The sequence below is a fragment of the Robertmurraya korlensis NBRC 107688 genome (assembly GCF_001591645.1).
GTDB lineage: Bacteria > Bacillota > Bacilli > Bacillales > Cytobacillaceae > Robertmurraya_A.
This window is the reverse complement of the sequence record NZ_BCVH01000038.1, coordinates 1-17,327: the sequence shown is the minus strand read 5'-3', so window position 1 is coordinate 17,327 and position 17,327 is coordinate 1. Positions and strand designations below refer to the sequence as shown.

The following is a 17,327-nucleotide window of genomic DNA, read 5'->3' as shown; positions in this document are numbered from 1 at the left end:
ATTTATGGGGCAGTTCACTTATGGAAGAATCGACCTGTTACTTAAGTGTATTTCTTTACAATTTTAACAAAAACAATATAGCCAAGACAAAAAGGGGGAAATTCGGCTATTATTCTTGTGTTTGTTGAGCTAATCTTATTCCCAAACCAATATAAATTATTTCTACGGATTTCCCCAACCCACTTGACCTCTTAGAGATTTAAAGAATAACTTGTTACCAAAATACTTGTACAATTAACGACAAGAGAGTGGTATAGAGTATAGACATCAACACAAATGTTATCCCATGAGTTGTTACGGGAGTACCGTTACTTCTTTAAGGCAATGATATTTTAATGGTTCTTTCATGTTCGTGATTATTTTCCAATTGAATGACCCCCCAATTTAATCCATTAAGATTAATATTCCTCATCATAAAAAATCTATTAGTGGGACAAAGCAAAGGGGTAAAAAGTCAGTTTAGGTATGTGCTTTCTTAAAGCAAACTGCCCCATGAGTGGATCGCTTTACTTTAAGTGCTATAATTCCTTACTCCATTTTCGTTTAACTATTTTAATAATAGATGCTTTTATTTTAGTTAGCTTAGCAGTTCTAAACCTCTCAAATAGTAAGAATTAATCATGCAAAGGAGTAAAATAATAATCACTATATTAATTAATTTAATTCATACTGTATTCAAGGTCTTAACTTGCAAAACTTTTGGAGGGGATATTATGAAAGAAATTAGCCATACCGTGGAACTAACATCAGAAGAAATAGCAAACCTTTGGACTCAATACATGAACGATTCCCTATAATTTGTATAATTACCCATTCAATTAAAAATGCAAAAGATCAAGATATTAAAGAAGTTCTTGAATTTGCGCTTAGCCTTGCAGAATCCCATATATTAAAAATTACGACCTTTTTTAATAAAGAGAATATCCCTATTCCAAAGGGGTTTTCATTAGAAGAAGATGTTAATATAAATGCCCCTCCAATATTTACGGATGCATTTATATTAGACTATTTGCACGTTATGACATTGCTTGGATTAACAGGATATGCAGGTGCTGTTGGAACTTCATGTAGAGATGACCAACTAGAATACTTTATCCGATGCAACATTGAAACAATGGAATTACATAAACGAATCATATCTTTAATGCTAAACAAGGGACTATATAGTAAACCTCCAAGAATTAATACACCTAGTCAAGTTGATTTTGTAAATAATCAACTTTATTTGACTGGTTGGTTTGGAAAGAAAAGACCTTTAAACGTCATAGAAATTAGCGGTATGAGTTTTAACATGAAAAAAGACGTATCTAAAGTCGTATTAGAATTAGGATTTGGACAAGTATGCCAAACAAAAGAAATTCAAAAGTATTTCGAAAGAGGAAAGGAAATTTGTAAAAAACATTTTGGCGCTATTAACAATATGTTAGCAAAAGAAGAATTGTCTTCCCCAAAATCCTGGGCATCTGAAGTAACCAATTCAACCGTTTCCCCTTTTTCAGATAAATTGATGTTATATCATATTGTCACATTAGTTTCAGCAGCCATTGGATATTATGGTGCTGGTTTATCCGTTTCTCAGAGGAGAGACTTAGCTTTAGAGTACACAAGATTTATGACTGAAGTGGCTTTGTATGCAGAGGATGGGGCAGAACTATTGAAAAAATACAGTTGGATGGAGCAACCTCCTTTAGCTGAAGATCGAGAAAATTTAGCCAATAAGAAGTAGAACAGGTTACTGGTTACCCCTGTATCTCAAATTTTACTCCGGGTGGATTATCGTCTTTTAATTAGGATTTGCAGATTTGGGCTTGTCAAAGTGGTTTTGCTAATTATGGAATGTCTATTTCTATAAGTCCTAGAAGAGACATAGCTACCCACTATCTTCTTTCTTCAGAGGTTCTGTGATGATAGCGATGAATTGAGGATAATAACCACTGGCTTGATAAAATGCCAGACATGTTTAAACGTGATGCAATTATTAAAAATAATGAGTAATGAAGAGGAAGCAAAAAAAAGAAAAGCTCCTTTATTAAATAAATAGAGGGGCTTTTTCTATTTCCCCGTTAAAACTAAGGAAGATAAGTTCATTGAAATTCCCTTGGACATTTATCATAATTTCTAAGATTAGAAATACTATTCCTTTAACATAATGACCATTTGATAATTGACCAAAACCAGGGAGAGCAATACTCCAAAATAATTTTTCAGTTGGATTCACATCTTTCTATCCCCTTATCAGTTCATTCGTTCTTCTCTTTATTTTCTCCTTTTAAGCTTTTTTATTTATAACGAACATTGCTATATGGATAAATACTCTCCATCAAAACTTACTATCTAACTCTTTTGAAAATGGTAAAAAAAGACGATAATCCGAATAGACTATCGCTGACTGTCACAGAAGTGAGTTTGTTAATTATGTAACTAAATGTAGCTTCTGCGTCATCCGGATCAAATACAAATAAATAAGACTAGCTACTTTATAAACCCCTGGTGAACTTCCACGTACTTACTAATACAACTTTATTATTTGTTTAGGCTTCTCCGGCATAGCAGGAATACAATTCGCTCTTTCAAATATATCCCTACCGGCAGATACTGTATTCTGATCAAATTGTTTCTTTGGCTTCGGTGGTTGAATTGTGATATGCCAGGCCGCAACCCCATTTTTTTGTTCGTTGAAATTATAACCCGACTGCAGACTATCACCATCTGGTGCTACGAAAGATAGTTTCGGAAATTGAGGTGGCTCTACAACTTCATTGCCCCCGACTGCTCCTGGGGTTGGATCAAATTCCTTTAAAAATTCAGAAGGTTCTTCCTTTTCGTTAGGCTAATAACGAAAATTTGGATCCGCCGAATTTTGTAAAATCGGACCTAAATAGACCTCGTTATCGATTTCAAAAAGAGCCTTACTAATCTCCGATTGAGATAATGAATCAGAGTTTTGCGAATGTACATTATGACTAAAGGCTGTTAGTCCTTTGAAAGGTCCTGCGGCCACAAATCCACTCCACCCTTATGTGTGGTCATGCAAAGTCAAGGAATCTGGTATTTGGGGATTGCCCTTTTTTGCTGGCCAGCTTTAGGACTCTCTCATTCTACCAAGAGGTTCTTTTTTGTTCAAACCTCATTTTCATACATTACAGGAATGCTGCTTCTTTTGTTTAAGATGGTTCAATAGTTTGGAATATGACATAAATAATTATGTCACTATCTTTTAGAACTACACAGTAATCAAGTAACAGGTTTAAAATTCTCCAATAAGTGCAACATGGAATAGTGGAGGTTGAATCATGAAAATAAATTGGCTAGGATTATTATTTTTCGTTGTGACATCTGGAGTTTTATTTATTTCAAATGGATAGTCCCAATAATTTCTAAACTTTAATGCACAATTTAGGTCAAAGGTGGCATTTGCCAACCGAATCCTTCTTCAACAATACTGTTTCTTTTCTACAATAAGAGATTCCATTACAAAGGGCATTAATCCTCCTTGGATTAATGCCCCGTTATATTTAAAATTTAATTGTAATAGCTAACGTTCCCCACTTTTTTTTCTTGTTCTGGTGTGTAGATTTCATAAGTTCCTTCTACCATTTCTTTCATAATCCATCCTTCGCAATCAAAATTTCCAAAGGGAATATCCTCATATATCGATTGAAACATATCATACTCTCTACGTTTAGTTACTTCAACTTTTAATTTTTCATCTAGTTCTGAGACCTTTAAAATTCAATGGTATCTCCAACTTTGATTTTTCTCCTCTTTTCTCATCTAAGCCAACTTCTACCTTCTTTTTGTTCATTCTTACGAATCTTTACTTGCCATCTGTCATACCAGTAAAGAAAGATATAAGGAAGAGTATATCGAACAAAGGTTAAAAAATGATTCCAAATGACGTAAACGAGCCAACCTTTCCAATAAGAGATAAATCCAAATAACACTGTTAATAGTGATAAGAAAATAAAAGTAGGTAATTTGTACATGATAGGTGTTTTAGGTATGATGATTTCTATTATTATTGCAATAATTAAGCCAGATCCAAGATCTGCAATTCGATCATCAGACCAAAAGTCCATTACTATTCCAGGTTGAAAATAGTAAAGGTGAAATAATACATCTGGTATTGCTCCAGGTATTACAACAACCATATAAGCAAAAGTTGTTAGACTAATAAAATAAGGGACCTTAGTTGGACTATTAACTAACCCCTTACCGGAGTCTCCGAAATGAACCTTAGTATATTACATTTTAGAAGTGGCCACTTCTATTCATTTTAGTTGCTAGTATCTTGAGGATTGCTCAATCGATGAACAACCTGTAAGAAATCATCAAAATTATTTATAAAATCCATTATAGAAAGAGGTTCGCTGAATAAATAGCCCTGTGCAACATCACAGATGTTCTGTTGTAAGAATGTCAGTTGTTCTATTGACTCTATACCTTCAGCTATAACCTCCATATTTAGGTTGTGGGCCATAGCTATAATTGTTTTAACAATCACGGCGTCATTTCCATCAGTTAGACAGCCGGAAATAAAGGAGTGGTCTATTTTAATTATATCAATTGGAAACTTTTTTAAATAATGCAAAGAGCTATAGCCAGTTCCAAAATCATCCAAACTAATTAATACACCTAAATGTTTCAATTCATTGACTATCCCAAGTGATTGATCCGTATCAATCATCATTCTTTCAGTTATCTCTAATTCTAAAAATTCAGGAGACAATTTTGTTTCATTAAGAATTTGGCTCACCAATCCAATTAAGTTTCTTTGGAAAAACTGTCTTAGTGACAAATTAACCGAAATAACCATTGGAGGATATCCTTTATCATGAAGATCCTTCATTTGCATGCAAGCGTTTCTTAGTACCCATTCTCCAATTTCAACAATAAGTCCTGTTTCTTCCGCTAAAGGAATAAATCTTGAAGGAGGGATTAATCCTTTTTCAGGATGTTGCCAACGGATTAAGGCTTCCATACCGATTATGTTACCAGATTGTATATCAAACTTTGGCTGGTAGTAGAGTACAAACTCCTCATTTCTAATTGCTTTACGAAGATCTATTTCCAGCTCAAATCCTTCATTAGTAAATTCCATAATATGATTTATATACATTCGATAGCCATTTTTCCCTGTTTGTTTTACATGCTGTAAGGCCATGTTCGCTTTCTTCACTAAAGTATCCATATCTTTTCCATCTTGAGGATACGAGCTAATCCCTATGCTTGGAGTAATATAAATTTCATATTGATTCAAGTGAATTACTTGATTCAAGGAATTCACTAGTTGTATCGCCAAGTTTGATACTTCTAGATGATCCACATTAGAATAGAAAAGAATAAATTCGTCTCCCCCATTTCTAGCCAGCGAATCACTAGGGCGGATACAATCCTTTAATCTTTTTGAGACTTCTTTTAATATCAGGTCACCAGTGTCGTGACCAAATGTATCATTTACCAATTTAAAGTTGTCTAAATTAATAAATAGTATTGCCCCTGTTTTAATTTGTTCATTAGTTAAGGCCTTTTGAAGCAGAGAGTTAAACTGGTAACGATTAGGAAGATCAGTCAAGAAATCATAATAGGCTATTTGTTGAATCTTATCTTCAAGTGTTTTTTGTTCGGTTCTATCGATCACACTACCTATAATTGCGGGTCTTCCTTTATACATCGTTCCTGATCCATACACTTCAAGGTACATAATTTCTTGATCTTTTTTTATTGCCTTATAATAATATCGAATTCCTTTCGTCTCGCCAGTTAACCTTTTTTGAATATTTTCTTGAACTATTTGTATATCATCTGGGTGAATAAATTTGGAGACATTTTCCCCCACTACTTCATCATAGGTGTATCCAAATATGTGTAATAATTGAGGATTTACATAGACAAATCTATTATCTTGAACAATATATATTCCCGTTAATGATTCTTCTACTAAGTTCCGATACTTTAACTCTGCCTCTATTAGAGTTTTTTGAACAAGTTTATAATCTGTGATATCTTTAACAATTCCATAAATGCCAATAACTTCTTCATCTAATATTATAGGAATGTTTGTTATAGTAAGTTCCACTCGCTCCCCATATTTGTTAAAGAAAGCTGATTCATAAGTTGTTGCGGTCCCTTTTCTAGCTTTCTGAAATTCATCAATCGTATGATCAAGAAATTCAGGAACAATCAAAGGTAGAAATGAACTATTAATTAGTTCTTCTCTTGTAAATCCATACTCTTCCACTACTTTATTAGCACTTAAAAAGTATCCTTCAACATCAAAGATAATTACAATATCCGGGTTATAATCAAAAAGTGACTGATAGTACTGTTCGTTGATTTTTAAGTATTTAGTTTTTGTTAGAAATTCCCTTTCAATATAACTATCAATTACGACTAGTAATAATACAATTAAAGTCGAAAAACCTAAGCTTATTGCCAATAAGGTTATATCCATACTTAACCAAATGTTTGTTCCATTTTCTTCATTTGATTGAATGGGGGACATCATTACGGAAATCATCTTAATGAAGTAAAAAACTGAAATCCCAACACCAGTTAAAATTCCACATTTTGCGGATAGTTTAAAAGAGATTTCTTTAGAGGAATTTAAATTACCTATCCAACGAAATGAAAAATACAAACTTAAAAATGTAAGAAAAACAGCAACACTGACAAGTAAGTAATGTCTATCTAGTATAATATCCTCACGAATAGAAAGAATCTCCACAAACTGTATGGTAACTAAGGTCGCCACCATAATGAAACTACTCAAAGAAACACGGTATTTTCTTTCTCTCCTTCTTAGAGAAACTAAAGCTAGATAGGATCCACCAATAGATAGAAACAATGAACCAGCTACGAAAATGACATCTACTTTCATTAGATTAACATGTTGATAGGCTAGTGTTCCTATGAAATTCATACAAGAAATTCCTAATCCAAGTATCAACGCACTACAGAATAATCGAAACCAATGAAAGTCTATTTTAAAATAGATATATTTTAAATAAAGGTTATACGCTGTATACGAAGTAACCAACTGAATAATGACTGAAAAGGCCAGTAAGTAAAGGTTAAAAAGTCCCAATGGGAATTCCATTAGTCCCTCTCCTCTCAATTTTCTTTCTGTTATTTCCTGCTACCAATTGAACATGAAGGACGATCCCATCTCCCTACATAACAGGATAATTTTAACTTCTACCCAAATCTTCGAGAGAACAGGTTCGTCATGCAGTTTTTGCAGGTTCCCCCCAACAAATCCCCCTGTTCAAGGATTTCTTATATACTAAACTCAATTAAAACCTGGGTTCCTTGAGAAGAGGTATGAATTTGTACTACATCACAGAATTTAGCTATCATTTTAAATCCTTGACCTAAAGACCTTTTACTCGAATAGCCCGAAACCAAGATTGTTTTTGGAATTTCATGTAGTGGGATACCTGACCCTTTATCGGATATATAAAATTGTAACTGGTCTTCTTTCAAATAAATGGACAATTCTCCACCTGTTGCATGCTTTAGCACATTGGTCACAGCCTCTGTTACTGCAACTTGTACTTTCATAGAATCTAAATGAGGAGCATATTGTTCAAGAACTCTTTTCATTCTTTCTCTGCTTTTTGGCACATCAGAATTTTTTGATATTTGAATATCTTCTAGAAATTCACCTAGTTGATTCTGTAATTCTTCCGAAGTAACATGCAGATTGATTTTGCCTTCCGATAATATGTTAACAAGTACTATATAGGACTCTAAAATGCTTTTCTCTAATTTCTTTCTATAACCCAAGTATGGAGTTAAATCATGAGCAAATATTGTTACATCTCCATTTCCTAGAGATTGAGCATGAACATCTAATGTGATATGATCTTGGATGAACGTATCATGTACAATTTCCTGGCGGTCAATGGCCATTTCAGCTAGAGCTTCGTAGAAATTATTTGGGATTCTGCTTTGTGGCACATGGACCTTCCCATTCTTAACTTGAATAAAAAATGATTCTCCGATACTAGAATAGGAATGCTCTAGCATATATTGATTTTCAGATAAATCATCTATTTTAGAAGCCTCATCAGAATTCGAAGGGTAACTAATACTTTCAACCAACATTTCAATATGACTTAGACTCAACTTACGGACTAAATTTGGGTCCAACATAGTACCAGATCTCTCTTGAAGTAACTTATATATGGTTTCCGGATCTTTATGTCGGAATAGAATATGATCCAATTCATTTGCTAAAGTAATAATTCTTGACTCGAAAGGGATATCTTCTCCTTTCGAACCACTTGGAAACCCCTTTCCATCCCACCGTTCATGATGATGTAAGATCCAATTAGCATATGTCTCGTCAGGATATATGTTTTTGAGTATGTCTACTGCCTTTTCAGGATGGCTTTTGTATTCCCGTTCCTCTGATAAAGTTAAATCCCCCCGTTTTCTAAAAACATATGTTGGAATTAAAGCTTTACCAATATCATGGATGGCAGCAATCTGTACCAGGCTGTTTCGTTTTCTTTTAGGATATCCAAGGTCTTCTAAGAGCAAATCACAAATCATACCTACTCTGTTTCCATGGCCTATTAAACTAGGATTAATTCTATCCTCTAGTATTTGCATAAAAGCATTAGAAGTTGATTTTCTCAGGAAAAACTGTTTACTTAATTCATGTGAAAAGAAAATAACAATTAATAGGAAAAAGGAAGTAAACAGTATAGATATAATTAATTGCATATCTGTTTTAACTATGATCAATCTAGAAATAACAAGAATACTTATGAAAACAGGGATTATTAATTCAGCTAATTTTATACCCAGGTTCATAAACATCCTTTTTCTAAAAACGGTTGCTTCTATTCCTTCCAGCACCAAAAAATTTACCAATTCAAATATGATTGAAGCCAAAATAACTCCTAAAAAAACATTAATCTGCTTTGAGTATTCCCAGGAAATGTATGCTGCTAAAATAGAAACTACATACATTCCGATAGTTACAAATAATCGTATTATAGGAATGTTATTTTTTTTCAAACCTATGAAATAATAGCTCACTGTTGCAATAAATATAGCAAGAACAGCATAAGAAAAACCACCATATATTAATATAAATAGATAGCCTATACTTCCACCAGCGTATTTATCTCCGCTTGGTAATTTAACCGGAAAAACCTCTAATACAACGACTATAACCGTCATTAGGATAAAAATTCTTATTCCAAAAAAATCTATATGAGTAAGAGAAAAGATAACTGATATACATCCGATTAAAACTAGGCTAATTGTATACCAATTAATAACTCTCATTTTTTTTCACCTTTATCTTCATTATTGAGGAATTTCTATAAATAAGTAATATAATTCCAATAGCCACCAAAAAATCTCCAGGGCTTAGTACGTATTTTACAACGGGTATCCAGTCACCTATAAACCAGAACTTTGTAGCCTGAGTCATTAATTGATGTCGTGAATCCGTTTCAAATGATGCTACTTCTTGACCCGTTTGTTTAAGTGCATGTTCATCTACGGGCATTAATCCATCATTTAAGAGGAGTGCTAATAAGTTGAAAACTGCACCCATTACAATCCAGCTTACACCTGGGATCTTATAATTTTTAACCAGCCCCACGATAATACCAAAAAAAGTATATATAAGAATCAAATGAAACTTCTCCTTGGATTCTAGTGCAATAAAAGCAAGGGCAATTTGAACACCAAAACTTATTAATATGACAAGAGGCCATTGAAATTTCACATTATAAATAAATGTTAAGGGATTTCTCCCTTTTAATAGTGTTAATAATATTGCAAGTATTAGAATGTACTTCACTCCAACAACCTCCTTACAGTCATATTAATTGTCATAGAAAGACCTAGATTTTCTAGCATCATCCTCTAAGTCTTTCGAATGTATTACCACCAAGGTTTTCCGATTACCGTTCCAAATGTTGCCGCGATAACTGCTGCAACTACTATAAAGTGTTTTACTTTTGCTTTCATATTTCTCACCTCCTTTCAGTACATTTGCTTGATTTAAATTGGAAAACTTAGTAAAATTTAAATAAACACTTTTTCTCCTAGGATTTCAGGTAATTGAAGAATATCAAAAACCTCCATCACATCCTCTCTAACATTTGAAATACTCACTTCAATATCTTTTTCTTGTAATGTATGCACTACAGTTAAGAGGAGTCCCATACCCGAGGAATCCACAAAAGGAACATTAGTAAATACTAGGTTGATTTTCCTATATTGTTCCAAAACAGGAATTAATTTCTCTTCAACTAGTTCTGTACTATCTATGTCTAAATCACCTATTAAATCTACTGTAAGTTTTTCCCCATCAGGAAGTAACTTTACTTCTATCATCTGTTAAACCCCCAACCTACTTATTGAAAAACTATTCTACCTTCGTTATTAAGGTAGGCAACAATGTTATATTTTGTTTCCTTAAAGGTAAACGTAACAGTTCCAATTTTTATGATTGTTCCTTCCATCGCTTTTTTTATTCTAATTTTTTGGTCGCTCGGAACGGTTATGAGTGTTGATGATGCACTTTCTGCACCTGACGCATTAACCTCTACACCCATTCTTCCGTAAACTTCACCTCCTCGTAATATTCCAGTTATTTTTAACAAGCCCCCCGCATGAATTTTTGTATTTACACACCCTTGTCCAGTAACACTAATATTTCCACTGCAATAAAGTTTACTATTAAGAGTATTTGAAATGGTTATATATGAATTGGGCTCTACAGGGGTATGAGCTATTTCAATTAACCCCTGCATTTTTTTTGATAATTGAATAAATTCCTCAAGCGAGGTTGCTTCATTCGTAATAGTTATAAAATACTTAGATAAAGATACTCCTATCGACCTCCAATTTTCGTCCTCAAGGAATTTCTCTCCTCTTCTCACCATTTCGATATATCTTTTTACTGCGCCAGGAAAGTTTTTATATCTCTTTTCTAACAAAATACGGACAAGAGGTTGGATCCCCCCTTTTTGTAAATCATTCGATTTAAATGCGGAGGTTTGTAATAATTGCTTTATAACAGAGATGATATTTTCTACTTGCTTGTTGAGAATCGTTAATTGATGACCTAATTCGGCGACAAGTATATTATTTTTACCTGCAGACACCTCCGAACCGATAATACTTCCATTGGACCGTATGGCCCCGGATGAAGTAAGAGAGGCATTAGTGACAGTCTCTCGAACATAAATATCTCCTTCCGCCTCAACAACCATGTTGTTTTCCACCTCACCGAGTATTTCTATATCCCCAGCAAATCGGATATTTCCACTTGATAAATCTACATTTCCTTTATGTGTAAGCTTTTGAAAAATCTTTGCGCGAACCAGCTGACCTCTACGTTCTATAAAAGGGCGTCCGGATTGCGTTGCCACTATTTTGTCCACTACTTTAACAACGCCAGTTCCAGCTATAAATATAATAGGATATACTCGATTGGACGGGATTATTTCATCAGTAACTGTATATCCTGATTCCCCTTGAAATGGTGGATGAATAATACCTATTACTTTTCCTTTTTCGACATTAGGAATAGTCATGGTTTCCCGAAAATCTACCTTTCCATCTTCTCTTTCTTTGGTTCCTTGCTGCATCTCTACTTCAACTTTCAGCTCCACCCAACCATTTGATCCTTCTTGTGGAGCAAGTCCATTAGCAATTTCAAAAATTGAAGGGGATTTGGACTCGATTGCCTTTAGAATTTGGATCTTTTTAATCCCTTTCTTTATCCCTAGTTCGCTCATTTTATGCAAAATATTCTGAAAACTTAATGTGTTATTTATCTCTTTTTCCTCAATGGGTATAATCTCTAGATGGTTATCAGGTTCCATATCAGGTATTTTTCGAATAATTCTATATCCTGGTTCTATCGTTAATTGAGCCTTAAGTTTTTCTTTATCTAAAGATACCTTCCATTTCGTTTCTATCTCTTGATTTTCTCCTTCCATTTCATATTGATCGTGATCAGAGATAACTATTGTTTCTTCATCAACAGGTACATTGTTTTTAAATACCCTAATCCCCTTTTGAATCGTTATAGTAGGAAAGTGACTAGATGACGCCTTATATTGAATTCTTCCATTAGAAATCCAAACCTTTCCTTCTAGGGATTCTTCCTCAATTTTTTCACTGCTTTCTTCGTGTGAAAGTGTTTCTATATTCTGCTCTACTTCCATCATTTCACTTAAAAGGTCCTTGATGGTAGAGGATGAAGTAGGCATCTCGACTTTCGTTAACCTTACGATCGACTTCTTTGAACCAATTCCTAATAACCCTCTTGCACCTTGTTCAATAATCTCAATGTTTACTTTGTCTCTCGAGGTTTCTAAAATTTCGAGTCCAACACTTATAGCTTCGTTTATGGTGTTCCCTTTTGATAAAATACTTTGCATGATTGAACCTCCTAACCAAGAACAGGAGAATTAAGACTAGTTATATCAACCTTCTGCTGGCTAATTTTTAATAAAACCATTGTAATATCATCTTTTTGAGGAACATCCTCTGTAAATAGATAAATAGAATTTATGACACTTTTCTCAATTTCCCCCACCGCTAAATCTTTATTTTTTATAAGCGTTTGAATTAACCTTTCTAATTTATACCGCTCGCCTTTTTTATTTTGGGCTTCGATAATCCCATCCGTATAAAAAAATATCGTGTCAGTTTCTTCAAGATACACATGGTTTTCTTTATACAATTGATTGGGAAGACCCCCGACCATGATTCCTTTTACATTAGGAAGCTCCTCAATACTATTACTTTTCCCTTTAATAAATAGTGGAAGATTATGCCCAGCATTCGCGTACGTTAAGCGTCCTGTTTTTGGGTCCCAATCTGCACAAAATAAAGTAACAAATGACTTTAGCGTTCGTAAGTCCTCGTAAAGTGCTTGGTTCATGGCTGTTAATGTTTCGCCAGGTCCTATAGTACTTTCTGCAGCACTTCGAAAAGCTCCTCTAGTTAGGATCATTAACATCGCAGCGGGGATTCCTTTTCCCATAACATCTCCGATCACAATCCGTATATTCCCGTTAACTAATAAATAAAAATCATAGTAATCCCCGCCAATCAGTCTGGCAGGAAGGGACGAACCGGAAACTTCTCCACCTTCAAAGGTCGGTGTTTTACCGTTAAGAAGTTGGGACTGAATATTTCTAGCCAGGTTAATCTCCCTTTGCAAGGATTTATCCATGACACTTTGTTTTTCGTTATTATTAGAAGGGAAATTGTATGTGAGGCTATCAAAATACATTAAATAACCTCCCTCTGTATCACTTCCAAAATTCGATAGACTCCTACCGTTTCAAATAGTTCATCGGTTAGTTCATTCATTCCTACTAATTTAAGGTAGAATTTTCTCTCTTGGGATAAGTAAATAGAGTTGATTATGGACCCAATTCCAGTTGAATCCAAGAATTCCAACTCACTAAAATCATAAATTAACGTTTTAATTTCAGAAGTTTCATCTAATAATCGATCGATAACATTCACAGTGGATATATCTAAAATGCCTTTTAATTTAAATATAGTTGTGGTCCCTTGTATATCTTTTTCTATCATCAATCCCATCGTATACCTCCTTACTACATAATAAAAAGAGAACTACAGATAATTGATAACTACAAAAGCCCACCAAAATGATTGGTGAGCTCTAATAACACGAGGAAGTTTTTCTAATTCCCTCATTTTATTATTCCAATCCTTTCGGTAACTCGGCGATCATTGCTAAATCTAGCTTTAGACCCGTAGCTTTGCGTCCTTATTTTTCAATAAGTTTGCCATTATCGTGGTTTATTTACTAAGTATATCGTCAGGTATTGGTAAACCTATAAGTGGTAAATCCACCCAATATACTGGATTTTCACCTGTCATCCGATCGCGTTCAATGTTTAGTTCTTCGGCTTCATCAATTTTCGAGTAATCACGTTTATATGAGGATTAAACATTTGAATTTATGTTGATTGGGGTGGAGGGTACGACTCCTTCCGGAAAGCGGACATCTGTTATCATGATTACTACCGGGGATCCCACCCGATATATGATACGACCTAGGCTCGGCCGTACACCTGCACTGTTACTTTAGGTATATTGTTTCACAAACTATTTATTCAAGCTATATGTCGAAGTCGCATCGAGTCTTAAATTGGGAGCTATTAACGTCGACACTACCCTTTCCCCTTTTCTGTTAATTGGGAACAGCTAAAAGTAAAAAAGGCATACATCCGACGATGCATAGCCTTTTAGTCAGTAGGATTCTTATTATTTTTAGTAAATCGTTCTAGAAGTTTAGTCCCTCTTCACCTTTTAAAAATTGAAACAAATCCTCTTTCGATAATGGATAACTTATGAAATATCCTTGCACTTCATCAGAATTCATATCTATAATAGTTGCTAACTCTTCTTCTGTTTCAATTCCTTCACAAACAACCTTGATGCCTAAATCATGTGCTAGATTGATCATCGCAGAAGTAATTGCAGCATTCTCCTTTGCACCAGGTAAACCTGTTACAAACGAGCGGTCAATTTTAAGCACATCAACCGACAATCTTTTCAAATAAGAGATTGACGAATTGCCTGTTCCAAAGTCATCAATCGATAAACAAACGCCTAAGGCGCGTAAGTTTTTTAAAACAGTTGATATTTCTTGGTCATCATTTATGAGCATACTCTCGGTCACTTCAAGTTCCAAAGAACTAGGAGGCAATTGATATTGTTTGAGCATGGTGTTTATCGTTTGTTCAAAGTGTGAATGGTATAACTGTCTAACGGAAACATTGACCGAGACTTTCAAGTCTTTCTTTCCAGACAAATGAAGATGTTTCAAGGTTCGTAAAGATTCCGAAAGTACCCATTCGCCCAAAGGGACAATATCCCCCGTTTCTTCTGCTACCTTGATAAATTCATCAGGATTTACTTGACCTAACTCCTGATGTTTCCAGCGTATTAAAGATTCGAAGGTAGAAATTCTCCCTGTTTTTACATGCATTCTAGGTTGATACATTAGATAGAAGTCTTCATTCTTAAGAGAACTTTCTAATGTAGTCTGCAAAACAAACTTTCTTTCCTCTTGTTCGCTCAAATTTGACTCGAAAATTTTAAAATGATCCTTACCTCTTGATTTTACATAATACATTGCTTTATCCGCTTTGCTAACCAGTTCATTTATTTCCGTTCCGTGATTAGGATATGCACTAATTCCAATACTCGCCGTCGTGCGAAACAATTTATTATCAATAAGGAAGCCTGGCTTAAAAGATGCCATAATCCGTTTTGCAACTCTTGTAGTAATCTTCAGATTTGGAATATTAGGGGTAATGACAACGAACTCATCTCCCCCTACACGAGCAAGGGTGTCTTCGGCTCGAATGCTATTCAGTATTCGTTTCCCAGCTTCTATGATTAGTTCATCTCCGTAGACATGACCTAAATTATCATTAACTAATTTCAAACGGTCAAGGTCTATATACAAAATACCCATCATAAGAGAATTATTTTTCGCTTCCTCAAGATATAAAGACATCAGTTCCAATAGTCTTCTTCGATTTGGCAATCCTGTTAAATGGTCTTGATAAGCTAACTTTTCAATGGTTTTTAAGTGTTGTTTTTGTTCCGTTACATCTTTAGCGATGCAAAAGACACCATCTACTTCGGACTTCACAGTGATCGGCATGACGGTTACGTCTAAATCAACAAGATGCCCTTCCTTATGCATGGTTTGGAGCTGAATCCTTTTCGGTTCGCCCTGCAATACCTGATCAAATAAACGATTTGCTGCTTCAATATAATCAGGAGATACGACATTGATAGCACTTTGATGTAGTATCTCTTCTTTGTCATAACCAAACGTTTTTAACCCCATTTCATTAATAGACAGGATTTTTCCTTCTATATTAAGCAAAACAACTGTGTCTAAATTGTTTTCAAAAAGGGATTTGTATTGAATTTCTGAACGTTCTAACCGATTTTCCTCAATGAGTCTTTTGGTAATGTCTTGCATAGTCCCAATTATCATGGTAGGTTGTCCATTCTCGTCCAGCATGGATTGCGATGCGGTATATACCGTGCTTATAGAACCGTCATTTCTAAGAATTCGATACACATTGGTGACAGATCGCCCCTTTACTTCCTGTTCCTTACTAGTTATAAGCACTTTACGGTCATCGGGATGAACTTTTGATAACAATAATTCAAAACTCGCTTCTTCATTTTTCGGGATTTCAAGCAGATCGTAAATAGGAGGGCTCCAAATAAGCTTTTCATGAATAGTATCGTATTCCCAGTAAAAAATGCCAGCTGTTTTCTGTGCCTGAGTAAGAGCCTTTTCGCGCTTTTCTAATTCAATTTGCATAAGGTGTTTTTCAGTTATATTTACAACATTTCCTATAATAACATTGATTCCGTTAAACAATTCTAATGATGGATATAAATCTATATATAGCTCAAGCCCGTCTTTTCTTCTTGCTTTTATTTGGTAATTAGCACAAACATCTTTTCCTTCAAGTCTATCTTTCATGTTTTTAGAGACTATATCTATATAATCATCTAATATGAGATCACTAAGTCCAATTTTCTCTTCATAAAATTCTTTTCTAGAATAACCGAATAACTCTGCAAAGGCAGGGCTAATATACAAAAAACCTTTATCACTGATAATATAAGCGGCTATAGTAGAGCTTTCCAGTGTTAATTTATATTGCTGTATTTTCTTTTGGGAAATAATGTATTTCTGACGTTGTTTCCTTATGTAATTGGAAAATATCAATAAAGGCATTAGTAATAAAACTAATAGGATTCCATGAAAGATATAAGGGTGAATTTGAAGGGCATCGGAAAATTTGTGAATAATAACTTGGTCTAAAATAATAGCGAATACAACTAACACGATGGCAAAAGTCCCTAACGATAATGAATAAAACGCGGTATTTTTCACATGCCAACCTCCACACAATTACGAAATAAATCGTCAATAGAAATTCCTTCTTATCATTCAATAGTTATATTTATTATAACTAGTAAAGGGACTCCTTATGAATTTTTACATAACCCTATTGGTAGTACAAATAAGTATGATTTGCAATAAATTCCTGTTATTAAACTAAACTCCCTCAATAAACAAAGTGAAAACTCATGTTTTCTCCATTATTCTCAGTATTTTATAGAATGTTATTTTGGAGTTAATGCTCTCTACTATGGTTGGATTTATCTCGTAAGAATAAATTTGGGCTTTAGAAGTAAAAAGACTGATGGCTCATCAGCCACACACTTACAAAAAATGGTGGATGAGTCAAAAAATGATC

14 protein-coding genes and 1 riboswitch are annotated in these 17,327 nt (G+C 34.3%); of the genes, 1 reads left to right on the top strand and 13 read right to left on the bottom strand.

Annotated features, from left to right (window positions below):
- Positions 1–766: 766 nt before the first annotated feature.
- Positions 767–1,726: a DUF3231 family protein gene (locus BKO01S_RS23115; protein ID WP_232311306.1), complete on the top strand. Its 960-nt coding sequence runs from the start codon at positions 767–769 to the stop codon at positions 1,724–1,726.
- Positions 1,727–2,029: 303 nt separating this feature from the next.
- On the opposite strand, the gene BKO01S_RS23110 is transcribed toward BKO01S_RS23115, so the two are convergent.
- The 13 genes from BKO01S_RS23110 to BKO01S_RS23065 form a co-directional block, all read right to left on the bottom strand.
- Positions 2,030–2,218, bottom strand: coding sequence for a hypothetical protein (locus tag BKO01S_RS23110; protein ID WP_066060051.1), 189 nt, complete (start codon positions 2,216–2,218; stop codon positions 2,030–2,032).
- 612 nt (positions 2,219–2,830) lie between these two features.
- Positions 2,831–3,001 carry a hypothetical protein gene (locus BKO01S_RS24520; protein ID WP_157077445.1) on the bottom strand — a complete coding sequence of 57 codons (171 nt, stop codon included), beginning with the start codon at positions 2,999–3,001 and terminating at the stop codon, positions 2,831–2,833.
- A 246-nt stretch (positions 3,002–3,247) separates the two neighbouring features.
- Positions 3,248–3,421, bottom strand: coding sequence for a hypothetical protein (locus BKO01S_RS24515; protein ID WP_157077444.1), 174 nt, complete (start codon positions 3,419–3,421; stop codon positions 3,248–3,250).
- A gap of 101 nt (positions 3,422–3,522) precedes the next feature.
- The gene (locus BKO01S_RS24510; protein WP_157077443.1) at positions 3,523–3,666 is read right to left on the bottom strand and encodes an ASCH domain-containing protein; all 144 of its coding nucleotides are present in this window, start codon (positions 3,664–3,666) and stop codon (positions 3,523–3,525) included.
- Between the two features lie 104 nt (positions 3,667–3,770).
- Positions 3,771–4,079, bottom strand: coding sequence for a hypothetical protein (locus BKO01S_RS23105; RefSeq protein WP_066060049.1), 309 nt, complete (start codon positions 4,077–4,079; stop codon positions 3,771–3,773).
- 197 nt (positions 4,080–4,276) lie between these two features.
- A complete protein-coding gene (locus tag BKO01S_RS23100) occupies positions 4,277–7,099 on the bottom strand; it encodes an EAL domain-containing protein (protein ID WP_066060047.1) in 2,823 nt (940 codons plus the stop codon).
- A gap of 179 nt (positions 7,100–7,278) precedes the next feature.
- Positions 7,279–9,303, bottom strand: coding sequence for an HD domain-containing phosphohydrolase (locus tag BKO01S_RS23095; protein WP_066060045.1), 2,025 nt, complete (start codon positions 9,301–9,303; stop codon positions 7,279–7,281).
- On the bottom strand, positions 9,290–9,826 hold the full coding sequence (locus tag BKO01S_RS23090; protein WP_066060043.1) for a DUF5317 domain-containing protein: 537 nt from the start codon (positions 9,824–9,826) through the stop codon (positions 9,290–9,292). The genes BKO01S_RS23095 and BKO01S_RS23090 overlap by 14 nt, the downstream gene beginning before the upstream one ends.
- Before the next feature lie 227 nt (positions 9,827–10,053).
- On the bottom strand, positions 10,054–10,365 hold the full coding sequence (locus tag BKO01S_RS23085; RefSeq protein ID WP_066060041.1) for an STAS domain-containing protein: 312 nt from the start codon (positions 10,363–10,365) through the stop codon (positions 10,054–10,056).
- A gap of 20 nt (positions 10,366–10,385) precedes the next feature.
- Positions 10,386–12,422, bottom strand: coding sequence for a FapA family protein (locus tag BKO01S_RS23080; protein ID WP_066060039.1), 2,037 nt, complete (start codon positions 12,420–12,422; stop codon positions 10,386–10,388).
- An 11-nt stretch (positions 12,423–12,433) separates the two neighbouring features.
- Positions 12,434–13,282 (bottom strand): PP2C family protein-serine/threonine phosphatase, encoded by an 849-nt coding sequence (locus BKO01S_RS23075; RefSeq protein ID WP_066060037.1) that lies wholly within the window; start codon positions 13,280–13,282, stop codon positions 12,434–12,436.
- Complete coding sequence (locus tag BKO01S_RS23070; RefSeq protein ID WP_066060036.1) at positions 13,282–13,599, bottom strand: STAS domain-containing protein; 318 nt, start codon at positions 13,597–13,599, stop codon at positions 13,282–13,284. Before BKO01S_RS23070 ends, BKO01S_RS23075 begins: the two co-directional genes overlap by 1 nt.
- A 134-nt stretch (positions 13,600–13,733) precedes the next feature.
- Positions 13,734–13,820: riboswitch (cyclic di-GMP riboswitch) on the bottom strand.
- 488 nt (positions 13,821–14,308) lie between these two features.
- Positions 14,309–16,960 carry a sensor domain-containing protein gene (locus BKO01S_RS23065; RefSeq protein WP_066060035.1) on the bottom strand — a complete coding sequence of 884 codons (2,652 nt, stop codon included), beginning with the start codon at positions 16,958–16,960 and terminating at the stop codon, positions 14,309–14,311.
- Positions 16,961–17,327 lie beyond the last annotated feature (367 nt).